This is a genomic window from Arthrobacter sp. D3-18 (assembly GCF_054408525.1).
In genome coordinates this window covers 2,026,913-2,047,802 of the sequence record NZ_CP096440.1, presented here as the reverse complement: position 1 = coordinate 2,047,802, position 20,890 = coordinate 2,026,913, and the positions used below count along the sequence as shown (strand labels likewise).

Here is a 20,890-nt window from a genome sequence, read left to right as displayed (position 1 = left end):
AATATTGTCAAAACCCGCAGGCGTTGACAGAAGTCGGCAGTATGCCTTCCGGTTCGCACCAGCATTGGGGTGCGGCAGCCCTGGAAGGCCGGCGGCTTTATTCTGAAACCCGTTGTTCTGCTGCCACAACCAGGTGCCGTCCATTGTCATGGCGGGCCTACCGAGGATCACGCGATCCGGGCATGCCCAGCTCATACTGGCGGTCTTGGGAACAAAGTCACCGGACCGGAATTCGAATGTGGATCGACTCCCGGCCATGTTCATTCTCTCACACCCCTGCACATTCCCAGGGTAGGTCGCTGTGTCGTGGAACTCCGTGCACAAGCTGGGGCCGGCGCCCAGCCTTCGGAGTTACAATCCTCCCAAGAGCCCTTCCCGGCTTGCCGGGCCATTTGTCGAAAAGGATCACATCCGCGATGCCAAGCACCGCCAGGGGAAACCTGGCCAACAAAGCCACAAGCCATGTGGAGGACATGTCCACCCAGCAGGACTCCCTCCCCAATACGGTCCGTGACAAACCTTTCGCATGGCTGCTGTTGATCACCGGCGTCGTTGGCTGGTTGGCGTCCGGAATCCTGGTGCTGGAGAAACTTGAAGTGCTCAAGGATCCCAACCACGTGACGGTGTGCGATGTAAATCCGTTTGTCTCCTGCGGCGAAGTGATGCAGACACCGCAAAGCTCGGTGTTCGGGTTCCCCAACATGTTCATCGGCATCGTGGCCTTCGCTGTCATCATCACCACAGCCATGGGTATTCTCGCGGGAGCCAGGTATTCACGGGGTTACTGGCTGGGCCTGCAAACCGGCGTGACCCTGGGTTTCGCATTCGTTGTGTGGCTGTGGTCGCAGGCCCTCTACGTCATTCACGTGCTGTGCCCGTTCTGCATGGTGGTGTGGGCCGCCATGATCCCCCTGTTTGTCTGGGTAACCATCCGCAATGTCACCAGCGGGGTCGTCAAAGCGCCGCCGGCACTGGTCAAGCTTTTGTCCGGATCGGGATGGATCATCGTTGCCCTGCTGTACGTGGCCGTGATCGCCACGATCTTCTTCTCCTTCATCCACCTCTTCGTGGCGTCCACAGCGTAGAACCACCACTCGCGAGATAACAGTTAAGGCCAATGTTCACGAAGAACATTGGCCTTAACTGTTATCTCGGCGGGGGTTGTTTAGCCCTCGAACCAGATCTTGATCTCACGCTCTGCGGAGTCGACTGAATCTGAACCGTGAACGAGGTTCTGCTGGACTGCCAGGCCCCAGTCGCGGCCGAAGTCGCCGCGGATGGTGCCCGGTGCCGCCGTCGTCGGATCCGTGGTTCCGGCCAGCGAGCGGAAGCCTTCGATCACCCGGTGGCCTTCAAAGACCGCAGCGATAACAGGTCCACTGAGCATGAACTCAACCAGCGGCTCGTAGAACGGCTTGCCCACGTGTTCCTCGTAGTGCTGCTCCAGCAGTTCGCGGGTCGCGTTGACCTTCTTCAGTTCGGCCAGGGTGTAGCCCTTGGCTTCGATCCGGGCGAGGATGCTTCCACCCAGGTTGCGGGCGACGCCGTCGGGCTTGACCAGGACAAGTGTCCGTTCAATGCTCACAGTTGCTCCAATGTGGTTGTTCGGTGGTTTTCCCAGCCAGTTTACGGGGTTTGCGGGCCAGCCTGGTCACCATGCGCTGCGTCCCATTCCGCCTGTTCGCGGTCGCGTTGGGCCACCTCGCGGTCAATCCGCATACCGGCCCTGATCCCGTACCACCAGCAGATGGCAAACAGAATGCCGACAATGAACATGGTGGGCTCGGCGAAGCCCGTCAGGATGAGCACCAGCTGCAGTCCCCAGCCAAGTCCAATGCCCCAAGGCTTGGATAGTACGGCGCACGCCAACACCAGCACCACCGTCAGCGCGATGCCAACTCCCAGGATGATGCCGGGGTCAACTTCTCCACGCCTCAGGCCGAAGACTGCCAGGGTGCCGAAGAACGCCACGAAGGCTTCGAGCAGGAGCACGGTGGAAGCGAACATCACTTTGGTGGATCGGCGCTTCTTAGGCATGCCCGGCCGCCATTCACGCTGCGCCTTGGTCATTTTCGCCATGCTAGGCACTCGCCTTTCCTAGCAGGATCCGCGCCTCGGCCACCACAGTGATGGAGCCCGTTACCAGGACGCCGCCTGCCAGGTCATCGTTGGATTCAGCGCGCTCCACAGCCCATTCCAAGGCGTCATCCAACTTCTCCGCGATGTGGACGTTGTCCTCGCCGAAGCCGAGGTCGACGGCGAGTTCGGCCAGTTCCGCTGCCGGAACGGCGCGCGCCGAGTTGGACTGGGTGAAGCAGAATTCCTCGGCCAAGCCACCCAGTGATTCCTTGAGGGTCTTGAGGATCTCCTCGGCGTCCTTCTCCCGCAGGACGCCCACGACAACCACCAGCTTGCTGAAGCTGAAAGCTTCCTGGATGGCCTCTGAAGAGACACGGATGCCGTCGGGGTTGTGGGCAGCATCCACCACGACGGTGGGCGCTGTGCGCACAACTTCCAGCCGGCCGGGCGACGTCACGTTACCAAAGGCTTCCTTGAGCACCTCGGCGTCGAGCTCTTTCTCTCCTCCACCGAAAAATGCTTCCAAAGCCGCGACGGCGACAGCTGCGTTTTCAGCCTGATGGGCGCCATGCAGTGGCAGCAGCAGGTCTTCGTAGCGCCCGGCGAGTCCCTGAATGGTCAGGACCTGTCCGCCCACGGCAACGCTGCGGGACTCGACACCGAATTCGACGCCTTCGAAACGGAACGGCACGTCCACTTCACGCGCCTTCTCCAACAGGACCTGTGCGGCATCCACGGGCTGGGCAGCGCTTACCAGGAAGCCACCAGGTTTGATGATGCCGGATTTCTCGTAAGCGATGTCCTCGGTGGTGTCGCCCAGAAGATCCGTGTGGTCCAGGGAAATGGGCGTGATGACGGAGACTTGGCCGTCGCCAACGTTGGTGGCATCGGTGATGCCTCCCAAGCCGACTTCCATGACGGCAACATCAACAGGCTGATCAGCGAACACCGCGAAGCCAAGAATAGTCAGGCACTCGAAGTAGGTCAGTCGCGGTTGGTCTTCGGCAACGAGCTCGCCGTCCACGATTTCCAGGTAGGGGCGGATCTCGTCCCAGATGCGCACGAACGTCGCATCCGGTACAGGCTCGCCGTCAATGCTGATGCGCTCAGTCACTTTGGACAGGTGCGGGCTGGTGTAACGGCCCGTGCTCAGGCCGTGGGCACGCAGTCCGGCCTCGATCATGCGTGCCGTGGACGTTTTGCCGTTAGTGCCGGTGATGTGGATGATCGGGAAAGCCTTGTTCGGCTCCCCCAGGACATCCATTGCACGGAACAACGGAGCCAGGCGAGGTTCCATCTTGTTTTCCGGGGCACGGCCCAGGAGTTCGGCGTAAACACTTTCAACCGAGAATTCGTCAGTCATGGATCAGGCCCCTGCCTTTGCGACGGTGACCTGCGGTTCGTCGACACTGGCCAACAGAACCTCCAGTTCCAACGTCAGAGTTTCGGTCTTGACGAGTTCCGAGTTGGCTTCCAGGGCGTCAACCACATCCTGTGCGGCCTCCACGGAAGTGTGGATGCGGTCGCTCACGTTCAGTCCTGCGTCCTTGCGCGCCTGCTGGATGGCGCGGACCATGTCGCGAGCCAGTCCCTCGGCTGCAAGTTCAGGAGTGACCTCGGTGTTGAGGACAACGAAACCGCCGCCCGGCAGGACAGCTACTGCCGAGCTACCGCCGTCGGCCGTTTCTGCCACGACAGTCTCCAGCGTGTACTCCTGCGGCTCGAGCTCCAAGCCACCGGCCACCACTACCCCGGCGTCATTGACAGACCAATCTCCGGACTTGGATCCCTTGATGGCCTGCTGCACGTTCTTGCCAAGGCGCGGACCCGCGGCCCGGGCGTTGACCACGAGCTTCTGCTCAATGCCGAACTCCTCAGGCGAGGCAGTTGCAGCGTCCAAGAGCCGAACGGAACGTAGGTTCAGTTCATCGGCGACGACGGCGGCAAAGCCTTCCAGCGCATCTGCACCAGGTGCCACCACAGTCAGTTCCTGCAACGGCAAGCGGACTCGCAGGTTCGCGGCCTTCCGCAAGCTGGAGCCGGTGGAGCAGATCTGCTGGACACGGTCCATTGCTTCAACCAATGCTGCGTTGGACGGGAACAGCGAAGCGTCGGGCCAGTCAGCCAGGTGAACAGAGCGGCCACCGGTCAGCCCACGCCAGATCTCTTCCGTCACCAGGGGCAGCAAGGACGCGGATACGCGGCACACTGCTTCGAGGGCGGTGTAGAGCGCGTCAAAGGCATCAACGTTTTCGTCGAAGAAGCGCTGGCGGCTACGGCGGACGTACCAGTTGGTGAGCATGTCCAGGTAGCTGCGGAGTTCATCGCAGGCACCGGAGATGTCGTAGCTGTCCAGGCTCGCGGTGACATTTCGGACCAGGTCCCCGGTGTTGGCCAGGAGGTACTGGTCCAGGGTGTCGGCATAGCCGTCGTAGCGCAGCTTCGCCTCGTAGCCCGAACCGCCGTTGGCGGCATTCGTGTACAGCGTGAAGAAGCTGTAAACGTTCCACAGCGGCAGGATGACCTGGCGTACGCCGTCGCGGATGCCCTGCTCGGTCACCACAAGGTTGCCGCCGCGCAGGATGGGGCTGGACATGAGGAACCAGCGCATGGCGTCTGAACCGTCGCGATCCAGGACCTCGGACACGTCCGGGTAGTTGCGCAGGCTCTTGGACATCTTCTGGCCGTCGGAACCCAGCACGATGCCGTGGCTGATCACGTTGCGGAACGCCGGGCGATCAAACAGTGCGGTGGACAGGATGTGCAGCATGTAGAACCAGCCGCGCGTCTGGCCGATGTACTCCACGATGAAGTCCGCCGGGTTGTGGGTGTCGAACCACTGCTCGTTCTGGAACGGGTAGTGAACCTGGCCGTACGGCATGGAACCGGAGTCGAACCAGACGTCCAGGACGTCTTCGACGCGGCGCATGGTGGACTTACCCGTGGGATCGTCCGGGTTGGGACGCGTCAGTTCATCGATGAACGGCCGGTGCAGGTCAACTTGACCCTCATTGTTCATCGGGAGGCGTCCGAAATCTGCTTCCAGATCGGCCAGGGAACCGTAGACGTCGGTGCGCGGGTATTCGGGGTCGTCGGACTGCCACACGGGGATGGGCGAACCCCAGTACCGGTTGCGGCTGATGGACCAGTCACGGGCGTTATCCAGCCACTTGCCGAACTGGCCGTCCTTGACGTTGCCCGGGATCCAGTTGATCTCCTGGTTCAGCTCGGACATACGGTCCCTGAACTTGGTGACTTCCACATACCAGGACGACACGGCACGGTAGATCAGCGGGTTCCGGCAACGCCAGCAGTGCGGGTAGCTGTGCTCGTAGCTGGCTTGGCGGACCAAGCGTCCATCGGCCCGGAGCACCTGGGTGATGGGCTTGTTGGCGTCGAAGACCTGGAGGCCAACAATCGAGGCAAGCTCCCCGTGCGCGAACAGCGGCAGGAACTTGGCGCCTTCGTCGACGGACAGGACCACGGGGATGCCGGCGTCTTCACAGACCTTCTGGTCATCCTCACCGTAGGCCGGAGCCTGGTGGACGATGCCCGTACCGTCGGTGGTGGTGACGTAGTCAGCCACGAGGAAACGCCAGGCGTTCTGCGTGCCGTACTTCTCAGCATCGGCAAAGTCGTTCCAGAGCGGTTCGTACTCCAGACCGGCCAACTCGGTGCCTGTGTGAGTGGACACGACAGCGGCAGCCGCGGCAGCAGCGTCGTCGTACCCCAAGTCCTTGGCATACGCCCCCACAAGGTCAGCTGCCAACAGGAAGCTACCCGCGACCGGCGCTTCAGGGGAAGCGGCCTTGACGCCGTTGGGTCCGGCAGGCAGGACCGCGTAGGAGATCTCAGGCCCGACGGCGAGCGCCAGGTTGGTGGGCAACGTCCAGGGCGTGGTGGTCCAGGCGAGTGCCTGAACACCGGCGAGTGCCTTGGAGAGCTCGGACTCTCCTGCCTTGACGGGGAACGTCACAGTGACCGTTTGGTCCTGGCGGTTCTTGTAGACGTCGTCGTCCATGCGGAGTTCATGGTTGGACAGCGGTGTCTCGTCCTTCCAGCAGTACGGGAGGACACGGTAACCGTTGTAGGTAAGGCCCTTCTCGTGCAACTGCTTGAAGGCCCAGAGCACCGACTCCATGTACTCGACGTTGAGCGTCTTGTAGTCGTTCTCGAAGTCCACCCATCGTGCCTGGCGGGTGACGTAGGCCTTCCACTCGTTGGCGTACTTCATGACAGAGGCGCGGCAGGCGTCGTTGAATTTGTCGATGCCCATGGCTTCGATCTGGGTCTTGTCCGTCATGCCCAGTTGCTTCATGGCTTCGAGCTCTGCCGGGAGGCCGTGGGTGTCCCAGCCGAAGCGACGCTCCACGCGCTTGCCGCGCTGGGTCTGGTAGCGGCCTACCAGGTCCTTGGCGTAGCCGGTCAGGAGGTGGCCATAGTGCGGGAGACCGTTGGCGAAGGGAGGGCCATCGTAGAAGACGAACTCGTTGCTGCCGTCTTTGCCCGCATCACGTTGGTCGATGCTGGCTTGGAAGGTGCCGTCTTCGTCCCAGTATTTGAGGATGCGCTCTTCGATCTCCGGGAACTTCACGGAAGCGGACACGCCGTGCGTGCCGGACGAAGACGCTGAGGCCTTGGGGTAGTGGGTCATCTCATATCCTGTGATAGCTGGTTGACTGTCAGGATGCGAGGACGGCTTCTGTGCTGCCTGTCGGCTGCGCAGTTACCGCGGTACCACCTCACTTACCGAAACGCGATGTTCCGGCCTCTCATTACTGCTGTGACGGGCTTACCCGTCCGGTTCTACTGGGCGCTTGCCACCTTTGCAAGTGGTCAGCGCTGTTCTTCCGGAAGCTCACCGGTGATGGCCGGGTCGATGCTGGTCTTCCAAGTCTAGCGGCAGCGGCGGGCCCCGCTCTACTTGTGAGTTCATCCTGTGGATGGCGTCCGGTTCGCTGGGCCATGCATAGACTCAAGCCCATGACACACCCGGGGAATGCTGTGATGGAAACCCGCCCTGCGCCGCAGCGTGCTTCGTTGGCGTGGTCGGTGGTGGCGTTGCTTGCTGCCCTGCCCGTGGCGGGGGTATCGATGTTCCGCGCGATCCCCGCGGAGTGGCCCTTGATTGTGGTGCAGCTGTTGTCCTTCACCCCGTGGATGGTGTTGCCGGCGGCGCTTGCCTTGGTGCTTGCCTTGGCAGGGCGGCGGCGTTGGGTCATTACCACGACGGCGGCCCTGCTGGCGGTCCAGCTGTTCTGGCTGTTCCCGTTGGACGCCGGAAAGCCGGATTCCTTGCCTTCCGGTACTGCCACAGTCCCTTTGAGTGTGATGAGCCTCAACTCTGAATACGGAGAGGCGGACGCCGCCACCATCGTGAAGCTGGTCCGGGACAGCGGGATTCAGCTGCTGACCATCCAGGAACATACGCAGGGACTGGAAGATCGCCTAACCTCCGCAGGCATGGAGGATGTACTGCCGAACCGGGTCAGCGAACCCAATGACGACGCCTCCGGCGGCGCCGTGTATTCGGTGTTCCCGCTCGAGCCCGACGGGCTCCTGCCCGATACACCATTCCGGATTGACGTCACCCGGGTACTCGTCTCAAACCCGGAGTCCGGCGCCAAGGCCTCGTTGAACCTCACCAACGTGCACGCCCTCCCGCCGGTGGATGAGCGGATTGACCAATGGCGGAGCGACCTCGGCAAGATAGCCCGCCAAGCGTCAGAATCCGGGAACCACCTGCTGATGGGCGACTACAACGCCACCTACGATCACTCCGAGTTCCGGGCTTTGCTGGACACCGGACTTGGCGGCACCGCGTCAGGCGGCACGAAGCTTGTGGATGTAGGTACCGCCTCAGCGGGTGGACGGTTCTCCCCCACGTGGCCCGTGGAAGGACCCCTGCTGCCGGGCATCGTGATCGACCACATGGTCACCTCGCCCCGCATCGGCAGCAGCGGTTATGCCGTCCACCGTGTTCCCGGTTCGGATCATGCAGCCATCATGGCCACATTGCTCATTCCTGCCGGTTAACACCTCGCCAAACCGCTATTCAGTTGCTGGCCGGCAACGGAATAGCGGCTTGGGAACGGATTAGCCTTTACGTATCAGTTTGTGGTTCGCCGCCTGGGCCACGGGGCGTATGACGATCTGGTCGAGGTTGATGTGGTGCGGCAAGGAGACTGAGTACGCCACCACGCCTGCCACGTCCTCGGCGGTCAGGGGCTTTTCCACGCCGGCATAAACCTTGGCGGCTGCGTCTTTGTCACCAAGGCGGTTCAGTGCGAATTCCTCGGTCTGCACCAACCCCGGAGCCACCTCGATGACCCGGATGTTGTTGCCCACCTCTTCCAGGCGCAGGGCATTGGTCATGGCATGCTGGGCAAATTTGGCTGCGTTGTATCCCGCGCCGCCTTCATAAGCGGACAACCCTGCCGTGGACGTCAGGTTGAGGACGGTTCCCTCACCGTTGTCCCGCAGCATGGGCAGGAAGGCACGGGTGATTTTCATGGTGCCCAGGACGTTCACCTGGTACATCCAATCCCAGTCCTCAGTGTCAGCGTTCGCGATGGTGTCCGCGCCGCGTGCACCACCGGCGATGTTGATGAGGGTGTCGGCACCCCCGGCGTTGGTGACGGCCGCAAGCAAGGCCGAGACGTCGTCGTCGTCCGTGATGTCAGCCGGGAACGGCACGGCGCCGGTTTCGGTTCCCAAGGCGTCCAGCCTGTCCGCCCGGCGGGCCACCGCGAAGACCTTCCATCCGGAGGCAACCAGCGCCTTCACCGTGGCCTCGCCGATGCCGGTACTCGCACCGGTCACGACTGCCGTCTTGTTGTTGTCTGCGTTCTGTCCGGAAGGCGTGTTGTGCGCTGCCAAAGTCATGGCACTACCTTATCGGGGGTGCAGGCTCCACCGAGGGGCGGGCGGTAACGCCACGCCATGAAACAATTGATCCATGGCTGAATCAACGCAGGGTACAGACACGCCCGCCACCGCCCCCATCAACGTTCCCGACAAGCCGGCCCTTGAAGGCCTTGAGTCTGCCTTGACGCAGCGCTGGCTGAAGGAAGGGACCTACAAGTTCAATCCGGACACCACCCGGGAGCAGGTCTACTCGATCGACACTCCCCCGCCCACGGCATCCGGCTCGCTCCACGTGGGCCATATGTTCTCCTTCACCCAGACTGACGTCCAAGCCCGCTACATGCGCATGACCGGCAAGAACGTCTTCTACCCCATGGGCTGGGACGACAACGGCTTGCCCACCGAGCGCCGCGTCCAGAACTACTACGGTGTGCGTTGCGATCCCGCCATCCCCTACAAGGCCGACTACACGCCTCCAGCGCAGCCTGCCAAGAACCAGCGCGATTTCGACGTCGTTTCGCGCCAGAACTTCATCGAGCTGTGTGAAGAACTCGCCGTTGAGGACGAGAAAGTCTTCGAGAACTTGTTCCAGACCCTTGGCTTGTCCGTGGACTGGGACCTCACCTACCGCACCATTGACGACACCTCACGTGCGGTGTCCCAGCGCGCCTTCCTCGCGAACCTCTCTGCCGGTGACGCCTACATGGCCGAGGCACCCACACTGTGGGATGTGACGTTCCGCACTGCAGTAGCGCAGGCTGAGCTTGAGGACCGCGAAGTCGCCGGCGCCTACTACCGCTACCCGTTCTTCACCGAAGACGGCGAGAAGATCTTCATCGAGACCACCCGCCCGGAACTGCTCGCCGCCTGCGCGGCCCTGGTGGCAAATCCCGACGACGAACGGTATCAGCCGCTCTTCGGCAAGACCGTGAAGTCTCCGCTGTTCGATGTGGAGCTCGAGGTCAAGGCCCACCCTCTGGCCAAAGCGGACAAAGGCTCAGGCATCGCCATGGTCTGTACCTTTGGTGACCTGACCGACGTCACCTGGTGGCGGGAACTGCAGCTGCCCACCCGCGCCATCATGGGCCGCGACGGCCGCATCATTGCCGAGACGCCTGAATGGATCACCACCGACGCCGGCAAAGAAGCCTACGCTGCGATCGCCGGCAAGACCGCTTTCTCTGCCAAGGAAGCCGTGGTTGAACTGCTCAAGGCAGCGGAACTCCTGGACGGCGAACCGAAGAAGATCACCCACCCGGTGAACTTCTTCGAGAAGGGTGACAAGCCCCTTGAGGTTGTTACCTCCCGTCAGTGGTACATCCGCAACGGTGGCCGCGACGAGGAGCGCCGCGAACGCCTGATCGCCCGTGGCCATGAAATCACCTTCCACCCTGCGTTCATGCGTTCCCGCTACGAAAACTGGATCGCCGGCCTCAACGGTGACTGGCTCGTGTCCCGCCAGCGCTTCTTCGGAGTGCCCATCCCCGTCTGGTACCCGCTGGACGCCCAAGGCAACCCGGACTACGACAACCCCATCCTGCCCACGGATAAGATGCTCCCGGTGGATCCCGCCGCAGATGCCGCACCCGGCTTCGAAGAATCGCAGCGCGACCAAGCCAACGGGTTCACCGGAGACGCCGATGTGCTGGACACCTGGGCCACGTCCTCTCTGACCCCCCAGATTGTGGGTGGCTGGAGCCGCGACGAGGAACTGTTCTCCAAGGTTTACCCGTTCGACCTCCGCCCGCAGGGTCACGACATCATCCGCACCTGGCTGTTCTCCTCTGCCGTTCGCGCCGACGCCCTGCAAAGGAGCGCCCCGTGGAAGCACGCGGCCATCTCAGGCTGGATTCTGGACCCGGACCGCAAGAAGATGTCCAAGTCCAAGGGCAATGTCGTTGTGCCCACGGACGTGCTGAACGAGTACGGTTCGGATGCCGTCCGCTATTGGGCAGCCTCGGCCAAGCTCGGCGCTGACACCGCTTACGAGATCGCCCAGATGAAGATCGGCCGCCGCCTGGCCATCAAATTGCTGAACGCTTCGAAGTTTGTGCTGAACCTCGGCGCCACCGAGAACTCAGTGGTGACATCCGATCTTTCGGTGCTGTCCAACCCGTTGGACCGTGCGCTGTTGGCGCAGCTGTCCGACGTCGTGGCCCAATCCACCAAGGCGTTCGAGAACTACGACTACGCCCGCGCACTCCAGATCACTGAGTCGTTCTTCTGGCAGTTTACGGACGACTACGTGGAGCTCATCAAGGACCGTGCGTACGGTGCCGCCGGCGAATCCGAGCAGGCATCCGTTCTTGCCGCCCTCGCGACAACACTGGACTCGCTCCTGCGCCTGTTCGCACCGTTCCTGCCCTTTGCTACCGAAGAGGTCTGGGGCTGGTGGCGGACAGGATCAGTTCACCGCGCCCAGTGGCCGGCGGCCTTGGAGATCACCGATGGCGACACCACCATGCTTGGCACTGTGGGCATAGCACTCAGCGGCATCCGCAAGGCCAAGTCGGAGGCGAAGGTGAAGCAACGGACCGAGGTGCTCTCCGCATCCATTACCGCTTCCGAGGTACTGGTCGCCCAGCTGAAGGCCGGCCTTGGCGACCTGAAGGCAGCCGCAAATGCGCAGGAGATCAGTCTCCAGTCCGGTGAAGGCGACCTTACGGTCAGCGATGTTGTCCTGGCACCCGCCGAGGAACAGCCCGTGTCCTAGAAAATCGTAAGCCGCCCGTTTTAGGGCAAAGGGGAAGCCCCATCAGCGTTTTGCCGTTGGTGGGGCTTCGACTTTTCGGCTGTCTGGTGATGTCTTGACAGTCTGGCGGAATCCTTGGAATTTCAGGTCTTCCTACCTCATCACTGGTAGGTTGCTTCCAACTTTGCCAAAGGCTGCGTCGGTTGCAATCACTGAATCTTTGGTTTCCGTGTCCCTCTTCTTTCGAAGTGGGTAAGAACTATTGTTGTCCCGCTGAGGACGATGCACAAGGGTTTGGAAAGAACTACAAACCTGTAGTTCTCCTGCGGGTAGATGGCTGCCTGTGGCAGAGTATTGACCATGCCGGAACTCCCCGAAGTGCACGGCCTGTGCATGTACTTGGACACCCAACTCCATGGAGCCGTGCTGACCGAGGTCCGCATCAACTCCATCTCTGCGCTCAAGACGGCGGATCCTCCCTACACGGCTCTTGAGGGCCGGAGCATTCTCGGCACAAGACGCATTGGGAAGTTTGTGTGCCTTGACGCTGACGGTTTGTTCTTCGTGTTCCACCTGGCAAAGGCCGGCTGGGTCAGGTACACCGAACACCCGTCCTCCGCCGGGTTGCGCATGGGCAAAAGCAACATCTCAGCCCGACTCTTACTCCATCGCCCTGCCGACGACGCCCACATAGGCGTGGACCTGACCGAAGCTGGAACTAAAAAGAGCCTCGCAATCTACGTGGTGAGAGATCCAGAGGACGTTCCGGGAATAGCCACCCTTGGACCCGAACCGCTCAGCCCCGATTTTGACCTGGAAGCGCTGGCTGCGATCGTCGGCTCAAGTTCGCAACAAATCAAAGGCCTGCTGCGAAGCCAGAGCGTCATCGCTGGAATCGGCAATGCCTACAGCGACGAAATTCTCCACGCCGCCAGGATTTCCCCCTTTGCCACCGCCAAGTCCTTGGACCAGGCAACGGTGGCCCGGCTTTATGAGGCCATGCAGGAGATCCTGGTAGGTGCCGTCAACGCAGCAGCCGGCAAGCCGTCCAGCGAACTCAAGGACACTAAGCGCAGCAACTTCCGCGTGCATGCGAGGACCGGCCAGCCCTGCCCGGTGTGTGGGGATACCGTCCGTGAGGTGTCCTTCGCGGACACCTCACTTCAGTATTGCCCTACCTGCCAGACCAACGGGAAAATACTCGCCGACCGCAGGACCTCACGGTTCCTGAAGTAGAGGTTAACCGTTAGTTGAACTCAGGGCTTTCAGTGCGGCTGCGCTTCAGCTCAAAGAAGTGCGGGTAACCAGCCAAGGTCACCGTGGCGTCCCAGAGCTTCCCGGCTTCTTCACCCCGGGGAATCCGAGTAAGCACAGGACCGAAGAACGCCGTGCCGTTGACGGCTACAACGGGAGTTCCGACGTCCTGGCCCACCAGTGAAATACCGGCTTCGTGGCTGGCGCGCAGCTGGGCATCGTAATCATCTGAGCCAGCAAAGCGTGCCAGGTCAGCGGGCAGTCCGGTCTCGGCGAGGGCCTTCTGGATCACCGAAGTGCGGTCCTTGTTACCCTCGTGGTGGATCTGCTCCCCCATGGCGTCATACAACGGCTTGACGTAGCTGCTGCCGTGGAGCTCCTGGGCTGCAATGATCACTCGAACAGGACCCCAGCTGTCATCCATCATGGCGCGGTAATTCCCGGGGAGGTCACGGCCCTCATTGAGCACTGAAAGGCTCATGACGTGCCATTCGGTCTCGATGCCCCGCACCTGCTCCACCTCACCGATCCAGCGCGATGTGATCCACGCGAAGGGGCATACGGGGTCAAACCAGAAATCAGCCTTATTGACGTTCTCTTCGGACACAGTCTGTTCGGGCACAGGGAACTCCTCTGAAAGGTGTGAAAGTGGCATGACCAAGGTCCCGGCGGAACCATGTCTCGTTTAGGCCAACAGGAGGCTAGGCCGACTTATTCCGGCGCTTGGCAACGACGTCGTGGGCGATCATGGTGGGCTGTGCCTTCTTGGCCACGACGTCCGCAGTGATCACCACAGTTGCGATGTCGTCCCTGCTGGGGAGATCGAACATAACGGGCAGCAGCACATCTTCCATGATGGCCCGCAGGCCACGTGCACCAGTGCCACGTTCAAGCGCCTGGTCCGCTATGGCGTCCAAGGCGTCGTCCTCGAACTGCAACTCCACGCCGTCCAACTGGAACATCTTCTGGTACTGCTTCACCAAAGCGTTCTTTGGGGTGGAGAGGATCTGGATCAGCGCCGGCCGATCGAGGCTCGATACCGTCGTGATGACAGGAAGTCGCCCGATGAATTCGGGAATGAGGCCGAACTTGAGCAAATCCTCCGGCATGACTTCGCCGTAAGTATCCACGTTGTCCCGGGCCTCATTGAGCGGTGCACCGAATCCGATGCCCTTGCGTCCGGAGCGCGAACCGATGATGTCTTCCAGTCCGGCGAACGCACCAGCAACAATGAAGAGAACGTTGGTGGTGTCGATCTGGATGAATTCCTGGTGCGGGTGTTTCCGGCCACCTTGGGGTGGAACGGAGGCGACTGTGCCTTCCAGAATTTTCAAGAGTGCTTGCTGCACACCTTCGCCAGAGACATCGCGGGTGATCGACGGGTTCTCACTCTTACGGGAGATTTTGTCGATCTCATCGATGTAGATGATGCCTTGCTCAGCCTTCTTGACGTCGTAGTCAGCAGCCTGGATTAGCTTGAGCAGGATGTTCTCGACGTCCTCGCCAACATAGCCGGCTTCCGTCAAAGCGGTGGCGTCAGCTACGGCAAACGGCACATTCAGGCGACGAGCCAACGTCTGTGCCAAATAAGTTTTGCCGCAACCCGTCGGGCCGATCAGGAGGATGTTGGACTTGGCGATCTCGACATCTTCGTGGTGCGAGCCCTCACCGAGGCTGCCGGCCTTAGGTGCGTGGCCGGCCTGAATGCGCTTGTAGTGGTTGTAAACCGCTACCGCCAAGGAACGCTTGGCAGGTTCCTGGCCGATGACGTATTCCTGCAGGAAGTCGAAGATCTCACGAGGCTTGGGTAGCTCGAAACTACCGAGATCAGAGACTTCAGCGAGTTCCTCCTCGATGATCTCGTTGCAAAGCTCGATGCACTCATCGCAGATGTAGACACCGGGCCCGGCAATGAGCTTCCGTACCTGCTTCTGGCTCTTTCCGCAGAAAGAACACTTCAGCAGATCCGTGCTCTCGCCAATCCGAGCCATGTGGGAATCCCTTCGTTGCATGCGGGTGATGCGGCTCCGCGCCGTACTCAAGTGTGCGGCCACGCCGCGGTTGGCACCACCGTGACAACATCCACTCTAGGTCACAATGGGCTGCTTGGGTGGAAACAGAACGCCGGTGCGGTCCATATTTCGTGAACCGCACCGGCGTCGAAATCCGTGCTCTACCGGGCGATTGCCTGGGGCTTGATCTTACGGGAGTCCAGAACCTGGTCGATGAGACCGTAGCTCAGGGCGTCCGCCGCAGTGAGGATCTTGTCTCGCTCGATGTCGTTGTTGACCTGCTCGGACGTACGGCCCGAGTGATGCGCCAGCGTGTCCTCCAGCCAGGTGCGCATGCGCATGACTTCAGCCGCCTGGATCTCGAGGTCCGAGGCCTGTCCGCCTTGACCACCGGAAAGAGCCGGCTGGTGAATCAGAACGCGGGCGTTCGGCAGAGCCAAGCGCTTTCCGGGCGTACCAGCAGCAAGCAGGACCGCAGCCGCGCTGGCTGCCTGCCCAAGGCATACCGTCTGGATCTCCGGACGGATGTACTGCATGGTGTCGTAGATGGCCGTCATGGCAGTAAACGAGCCACCCGGCGAATTGATGTACAGGGTGATGTCGCGGTCCGGATCAGTCGACTCAAGGACCAGCAGCTGGGCCATGATGTCGTCAGCGGATGCGTCGTCAACCTGGACACCCAGGAAGATGATGCGGTCCTCGAACAGCTTGGTGTACGGGTCCTGGCGCTTGAAGCCGTAAGGCGTGCGCTCCTCGAACTGGGGCAGGACGTAACGGCTGGACGGGAGATTACCGGCAGACCATCCGAAGTTGTAGTTCATGTTCTTTACTCCTGGGGTTTCAGTGGTTCTTTGTGCCGGTTAGTTTTCGGAGTTCGACTGGTTGGCCGTTCCGCCGCCGCCGGCAACAGAACCGGCGTGCGCCGAGATCTTGTCGAAGAAGCCGTACTCCAAGGCCTCAGTAGCCGTAAACCACTTGTCGCGGTCGTTGTCCTTGAGGATGGTTTCCACGGACTGCCCGGTCTGCTCAGCCGTGAGTTCGGCCATGACCTTCTTCATGTGCAGGATCAGTTCTGCCTGAATCTTGATATCCGAGGCCGTGCCGCCGATGCCGCCCGAGGGCTGGTGCATCAGGATACGTGCGTTGGGCGTCGCGTAACGCTTGCCCTTGGTGCCGGAGGAAAGGAGGAACTGGCCCATTGACGCTGCCAGACCGGTCGCCACTGTGACGACATCGTTCGGGATGAACTGCATGGTGTCGTAGATGGCCATGCCGGCCGTCACGGAACCACCCGGGGAGTTGATGTACAGGTAGATATCCTTCTCCGGGTCTTCGGCCGAGAGGAGGAGGAGCTGCGAGCAGATGGCGTTGGCGTTCTCGTCACGGACTTCAGAGCCGAGCCAGATGATGCGCTCTTTCAGCAGGCGGTTGTAGATGTAGTTGTCCTGGGCTGCGGGATCGACAGTTGCCATCCGGGGAGCCTCTGATTGCTGTGACATAAGTACTTACCTCTCGCTGGTGCCAGTGACCTCACTGAACTTCACTACTTGGACACTAACCGTTTTCGCGGATGATTTGTTCGCCGAAATCGCACTGTTCGCTGACGGCGCACGTCTGCGTTCAGCACCAATGTTCAGCCTTAAAGCAAACCGGCCCCGGATCATGAGATCCGAGGCCGGTTGAAGTCGTTGACTAGAACTTCACTGCTGCGGGGTCGTCGCTTGCGACAACGTCAGCTTCTTCGGTTGCTTCAACTGCTGCAGCCTCTTCGGCTGCTGCTTCGCCGGCGGGGCGGACGAAGTCCGTGAGGTCAACCTTGTTGCCCTCGGAGTCGACTACCTCAGCCTGACCCAGCACAACAGCCAGGGCCTTGCGGCGGCGAACCTCGGAAACCATCATGGGAACCTGGCCGCTCTGATCAATGATCTGGGCGAACTGGTTGGGATCCATACCGTACTGGCTTGCGGTGGTCACGATGTAGTCGATCAGCTCGTTCTGGCTGACGTCTACTTCTTCCTTGTCCGCAATGGCGTCGAGGATGATCTCGTTCTGGAAGGCACGCTCAGTGTTGGCCTTGACCTCTGCGCGGTGCTCCTCGGTGTCGTGGTCACCTTCGCCGTGTGCGTTCTCCGGGTTGAAGTGAGCTTCGATCTGCTCCTCGACAACGGAATCCGGGACGGGGACCTCAACGAGCTCAACGAGCTTGTCCAGGACCTTGTCGCGTGCCTCAACGCCCTGCTCAACTACCTTGGAGTCGGCGGCCTGCTTGGCAAGGTCCTCACGGAGTTCACCAAGGGTGTCAAACTCGGAGGCGAGCTGGGCGAAGTCGTCGTTTGCCTCGGGAAGCTCGCGCTCCTTGACAGCCTTGACAACAACCTTCACCTGTGCGGACTCGCCGGCGTGGTCGCCGCCAACCAGCGTGGTCTCGAAGATTGCTTCTTCGTCGGCGGAGAGGCCGGTCACGGCTTCGTCGAGGCCTTCGAGCATGGTGCCGGCACCAACCTGGTAAGAAAGGCCGGAAGCGGAATCGATGTCTTCGCCGTCAATCGTGGCGGTGATGTCGATGGTGAGGAAGTCGTCGTTCTTGGCAGGACGCTCAACGGACTTCAGCGTGCCGAAGCGGCCACGCAGTTCGTCCAGCGCCTTGTCAACGTCAGCTTCGGAAGACTCAGCAGCAGCAACCTCAACCTTGATGCCGGCGTAGTCGGGCAGCTCGATCTCGGGGCGGACGTCGATCTCCACCTGGAACTTGAGTTCGCCATCGGTTGCGGACGGGTCCGGGACCTCGGTGATTTCAACTTCGGGGCGGCTCAGGGGGCGAACGCCCGTCTCCTGAACTGCAGCCTGGTACCAGCCGTTGAGGCCATCGTTGATGGCAGTCTCCAGAACGTAGCCACGGCCAACGCGCTGGTCGATCAGCTTGGAGGGAACTTTGCCCTTGCGGAATCCGGGAACCTGGATCTGCGAAGCAACGGTCTTGTACGCGGCATCGATGCTCGGCTTCAGTTCCTCAAAGGGAACCTCAACGTTGAGCTTGACCCGCGTTGCGGTGAGGTTCTCGACAGCGCTCTTCACAGTCTAAGTACTCCTGATTTTGTGGGTATGGGGTTCTGTCGTGCCCCTGAAGCGGACACAAACACAGAGTCGGGGTGACAGGATTTGAACCTGCGACTTCCTGCTCCCAAAGCAGGCGCTCTAGCCAAGCTGAGCTACACCCCGAATGCACAGGACAGTCTACGGGCAAGCGAGCCCAGAATGCACATTTGACACTGCCGCCGGAATTAGGTTTAGTAGTACCCGGCTTCAACAGCCACCAGGAAGATGTCCTGAACAAGGAATATCCGCCTGGGGACGTAGCTTAATGGTAAAGCCTCAGTCTTCCAAACTGATTACGCGGGTTCGATTCCCGTCGTCCCCTCCATGGAGAAGGGCCCCGATCCGCGGATCGGGGCCCTTTTTCTTCTTCAAAGCATGGATTTCTACACTTGGCAGCCGGGGCACCAATACAGCTTGCGGGCACCGATTTCCGTCATCCCCACCGTCATCCCGCACGCCCGGCAGGGCAGGCCGTCCCGCTTGTAGACGAAGTGGGCATCGGCGTCGGGTGCTACAACGCCGGCGCCGGTCCACAGAGTTGAGGGCGTCGTAACAATCCGTCCGTCACGGACGCCGTCGGACATGGTGTCCACGGTGTCGTCCCAGAGACGACCAGCGGTTTCCGCATCAATGGTGCTTCCCGGCGTCCAGGGGTCGACGGCCTGCCGGAATAACACCTCGGCCCTGTAGATGTTGCCGACGCCGGCTAAGACGGACTGGTCCATCAAGAGAAGGGCCACCGGCGTCTTGCGGCGGCGCAGGCGGCGGATGAACTCCTCACGGTCTCCTTGCCGATTGTGGAGCGGGTCCGGGCCCAAGCGCGCCAACACGGCCGCTGCCTCAGCTGCAGTTATTGCGGCGCAGGTGGTGGCACCACGGAGATCCGCCCAGCCGTGCCCGGACACCAGCCGGACACGCACTGCGCCCACGGGAGGAGGCGGGCCGGCGTAGTCCCCGTCGTCAGAAGAGGGGCCCGCCTCCCGTTCGCCGATGCGACGCGGAGCCCCAATGCTGGAGGCACCCGTGAAGGACCTATCGCCGCCAAAGCTCCAGGCCCCGTAGAGGCCAAGGTGGACGTGAAGGAAGAGCTCGTGGTCAAACCTGAGAAAGAGCTGCTTGCCATGGGCGGTGGCTTCCACCATGGTGTGCCCGGTGAGTAGCTCCGCGCCGGCGGCGAATCTCCCTTGCGGGCTGGAAAGATCCAAACGCCGGCCGCCAAAAACATCCTGGAACTGGCGGGCCAGCCTATGGATTGAATGCCCCTCAGGCACTACTCGACGATCTCGCCGGTGGTTTCGTACACGGCAATTTTTCCGATCCGGCGAATGTGGCGTTCGTCGTTGCTGAATGGTTCCTGAAGGAAGGCTTCGATGAGCTCGGTGGCCTCCTCAACGGTGTGCTGGCGTCCGCCAACAGCCACGACGTTGGCGTCGTTGTGTTCGCGGGCCAACTTTGCGGTGGAGAGGTTCCATGCGAGGGCGGCGCGGACGCCGCTTACCTTGTTGGCAGCAATTTGTTCTCCATTGCCTGAGCCGCCCAGCACAATCCCGAGTGCGTGCACACCGGCTTTCTGGTCTGCCACCACAGCGAGGCCGGCATTGATGCAGAAGGAGGGGTAGTCATCCAGGGCGTCGTACTCCTTGGGCCCGTGGTCCACCACTTCATAGCCTTTGGCCGTGAGGTGGCTGACCAGGTGGGCACTGAGTTCCATGCCGGCGTGGTCCGTAGCAATGTGGACGCGGGGTGTAGTCACAGGAAGTCCATTCTTTCTGGCGCGCGGGTACGGCACATGGCCGGGCGCGGCGTTGAGGGATGCGCTACCTAGGGTACCGCTACCCGGGTTGTTGGGCCTGCCCGTCGCCATGAGCACGACGCGCTGCCCGGTTGAGGACACCGGCGAGTTTGTCTGCGGAAGCCTGGGTCCCTGCGCTTAGTGCCACCCGGCCTCCATTAAGTTTCCTTACGACGACGGCAGGTCCGCTGCTGACGAGCATGGCAGTGGCGTCGTCGTGATGCCGCCAGCCCCACCCGCCATAGTCTGCCGCCTTTACGTCCGCAGGAGCTGCCGCAGCGATGTCGACGGCGGGGACGGTCAGGACGCGGACGATCCCGCCGGCGAATACCTGCAGCCCTCCCCTGTCCGCCCGCACCCGTGCGAACAGGAAACCTGCGCCGATCAGAGCCGCCGCTGCTACCAAGGCACCGAGCCACGGAACCGCCACCGCTATCAGCGCAGCGGGGAACAATGCCGAGACTATGATCATGACGAAAACGGAACTCCGGGCATGCACCCACAGCCGGAGCGTGTCGCGGGCGAGATCGGGATCTTCGAGAAGACGCAGCTCTTCCTCGAGCGCAACGTCATCCTCACGGGTCCATCGAGGGTCCGGCTTGAAGGCGAACATCATGACGACACCCAGCGCCACTGCGGCGCCACTGCCCATGGCCAGGACAATCGGATCAACGTGGGATTCGCGCGCGTCCGCCAGTCCGGACTGGCCGACCAAGCCGGCCGCCAACACCGTGGTGATGAAAAGGCTGACCATGAGGCCCACGCCCATCATGACCCGGCGCATGACCACGGGGCGGGAAATCGATACCGCTTGGAGGAAGACTGCCCAACCGCAGAAGGTGATGAGGGCAGCGCCGCCTGCCACGTAGGCGCCGAATGGAGCGAAGGAAGTGCCGCCGTCGGCGCTCCACATAACGGCAACCGGGTTTGGGAGGTCGTTGCGCAGCATCTGGGCGCACACTACAAACCCGACGGCGAGCAGCAACGGAAAGGCGACCGCAAACCTCAGTGCGCGGAAGTCGAGGGTGTCCCGGAAGGATGCCATAAGCCAACGCTACTCCGTGGCGCGACACTGTGGTGCCTGCTCCTTGCCTTCAC

The 20,890-nt window shown here is 61.5% G+C and carries 17 protein-coding genes and 2 tRNA genes; 5 read left to right on the top strand and 14 right to left on the bottom strand.

The features are described from left to right. Positions 1-416: 416 nt before the first annotated feature. Positions 417-1,085: a vitamin K epoxide reductase family protein gene (locus M1D89_RS11665; RefSeq protein WP_498650670.1), complete on the top strand. Its 669-nt coding sequence runs from the start codon at positions 417-419 to the stop codon at positions 1,083-1,085. An 80-nt stretch (positions 1,086-1,165) separates the two neighbouring features. Here M1D89_RS11665 and ndk read toward each other — a convergent pair whose 3' ends face one another. From ndk to ileS, 4 genes are read right to left on the bottom strand one after another with little or no spacing between them, the layout of a single operon-like run. Continuing rightward, the gene (gene ndk / locus M1D89_RS11660) at positions 1,166-1,585 is read right to left on the bottom strand and encodes a nucleoside-diphosphate kinase (protein ID WP_014922034.1); all 420 of its coding nucleotides are present in this window, start codon (positions 1,583-1,585) and stop codon (positions 1,166-1,168) included. 41 nt (positions 1,586-1,626) lie between these two features. Then, positions 1,627-2,079, bottom strand: coding sequence for a DUF4233 domain-containing protein (locus M1D89_RS11655; RefSeq protein ID WP_498650668.1), 453 nt, complete (start codon positions 2,077-2,079; stop codon positions 1,627-1,629). A 1-nt stretch (position 2,080) separates the two neighbouring features. Next, entirely contained in the window at positions 2,081-3,442 is a 1,362-nt protein-coding gene (locus tag M1D89_RS11650; RefSeq protein ID WP_498650666.1) for a bifunctional folylpolyglutamate synthase/dihydrofolate synthase, read from the bottom strand. Positions 3,443-3,445: 3 nt separating this feature from the next. After that, complete coding sequence (gene ileS, locus M1D89_RS11645; protein WP_498650664.1) at positions 3,446-6,733, bottom strand: isoleucine--tRNA ligase; 3,288 nt, start codon at positions 6,731-6,733, stop codon at positions 3,446-3,448. 329 nt (positions 6,734-7,062) lie between these two features. On the opposite strand from ileS, the gene M1D89_RS11640 reads away from it, so the two are divergent. After that, on the top strand, positions 7,063-8,115 hold the full coding sequence (locus M1D89_RS11640) for an endonuclease/exonuclease/phosphatase family protein (RefSeq protein WP_498650662.1): 1,053 nt from the start codon (positions 7,063-7,065) through the stop codon (positions 8,113-8,115). A gap of 60 nt (positions 8,116-8,175) precedes the next feature. Here the strand turns inward: M1D89_RS11640 and M1D89_RS11635 are convergent, their stop codons facing one another. Further along, positions 8,176-8,964 (bottom strand): SDR family oxidoreductase, encoded by a 789-nt coding sequence (locus M1D89_RS11635; protein WP_498650660.1) that lies wholly within the window; start codon positions 8,962-8,964, stop codon positions 8,176-8,178. Between the two features lie 73 nt (positions 8,965-9,037). Here M1D89_RS11635 and valS point away from each other — a divergent pair, with 73 nt between their 5' ends. Both valS and M1D89_RS11625 read left to right on the top strand, forming a co-directional pair. Beyond that, positions 9,038-11,659, top strand: a complete 2,622-nt coding sequence (valS, locus tag M1D89_RS11630; RefSeq protein WP_498650658.1) for a valine--tRNA ligase — start codon at positions 9,038-9,040, stop codon at positions 11,657-11,659. Between the two features lie 339 nt (positions 11,660-11,998). Beyond that, positions 11,999-12,874, top strand: a complete 876-nt coding sequence (locus tag M1D89_RS11625) for an Fpg/Nei family DNA glycosylase (protein ID WP_498650656.1) — start codon at positions 11,999-12,001, stop codon at positions 12,872-12,874. Between the two features lie 10 nt (positions 12,875-12,884). Here M1D89_RS11625 and M1D89_RS11620 read toward each other — a convergent pair whose 3' ends face one another. From M1D89_RS11620 to M1D89_RS11595, 6 genes are all read right to left on the bottom strand, one after another. Further along, positions 12,885-13,547: a mycothiol-dependent nitroreductase Rv2466c family protein gene (locus M1D89_RS11620; protein ID WP_498650655.1), complete on the bottom strand. Its 663-nt coding sequence runs from the start codon at positions 13,545-13,547 to the stop codon at positions 12,885-12,887. A gap of 46 nt (positions 13,548-13,593) precedes the next feature. Further along, positions 13,594-14,883: an ATP-dependent Clp protease ATP-binding subunit ClpX gene (clpX, locus tag M1D89_RS11615; protein ID WP_498650653.1), complete on the bottom strand. Its 1,290-nt coding sequence runs from the start codon at positions 14,881-14,883 to the stop codon at positions 13,594-13,596. A gap of 182 nt (positions 14,884-15,065) precedes the next feature. Then, a complete protein-coding gene (locus M1D89_RS11610; RefSeq protein WP_011775058.1) occupies positions 15,066-15,725 on the bottom strand; it encodes an ATP-dependent Clp protease proteolytic subunit in 660 nt (219 codons plus the stop codon). Positions 15,726-15,764: 39 nt separating this feature from the next. Beyond that, positions 15,765-16,376 (bottom strand): ATP-dependent Clp protease proteolytic subunit, encoded by a 612-nt coding sequence (locus tag M1D89_RS11605; RefSeq protein WP_014922040.1) that lies wholly within the window; start codon positions 16,374-16,376, stop codon positions 15,765-15,767. A 220-nt stretch (positions 16,377-16,596) separates the two neighbouring features. Continuing rightward, a complete protein-coding gene (tig, locus tag M1D89_RS11600; protein WP_498650649.1) occupies positions 16,597-17,979 on the bottom strand; it encodes a trigger factor in 1,383 nt (460 codons plus the stop codon). A 69-nt stretch (positions 17,980-18,048) separates the two neighbouring features. After that, positions 18,049-18,123, bottom strand: a tRNA-Pro gene (locus tag M1D89_RS11595). 128 nt (positions 18,124-18,251) lie between these two features. Here M1D89_RS11595 and M1D89_RS11590 point away from each other — a divergent pair. Then, positions 18,252-18,325: transfer RNA gene (locus tag M1D89_RS11590), tRNA-Gly, on the top strand. A gap of 58 nt (positions 18,326-18,383) precedes the next feature. On the opposite strand, the gene M1D89_RS11585 is transcribed toward M1D89_RS11590, so the two are convergent. The 3 genes from M1D89_RS11585 to M1D89_RS11575 all read right to left on the bottom strand — a co-directional run bounded on the left by M1D89_RS11585 (position 18,384) and on the right by M1D89_RS11575 (position 20,837). Beyond that, on the bottom strand, positions 18,384-19,271 hold the full coding sequence (locus tag M1D89_RS11585) for an Fpg/Nei family DNA glycosylase (RefSeq protein WP_498650647.1): 888 nt from the start codon (positions 19,269-19,271) through the stop codon (positions 18,384-18,386). Continuing rightward, positions 19,271-19,753, bottom strand: coding sequence for a ribose-5-phosphate isomerase (locus M1D89_RS11580; protein ID WP_498650644.1), 483 nt, complete (start codon positions 19,751-19,753; stop codon positions 19,271-19,273). Before M1D89_RS11580 ends, M1D89_RS11585 begins: the two co-directional genes overlap by 1 nt. A 79-nt stretch (positions 19,754-19,832) precedes the next feature. Further along, on the bottom strand, positions 19,833-20,837 hold the full coding sequence (locus tag M1D89_RS11575) for a hypothetical protein (protein ID WP_498650643.1): 1,005 nt from the start codon (positions 20,835-20,837) through the stop codon (positions 19,833-19,835). Between the last annotated feature and the right edge of the window lie 53 nt (positions 20,838-20,890).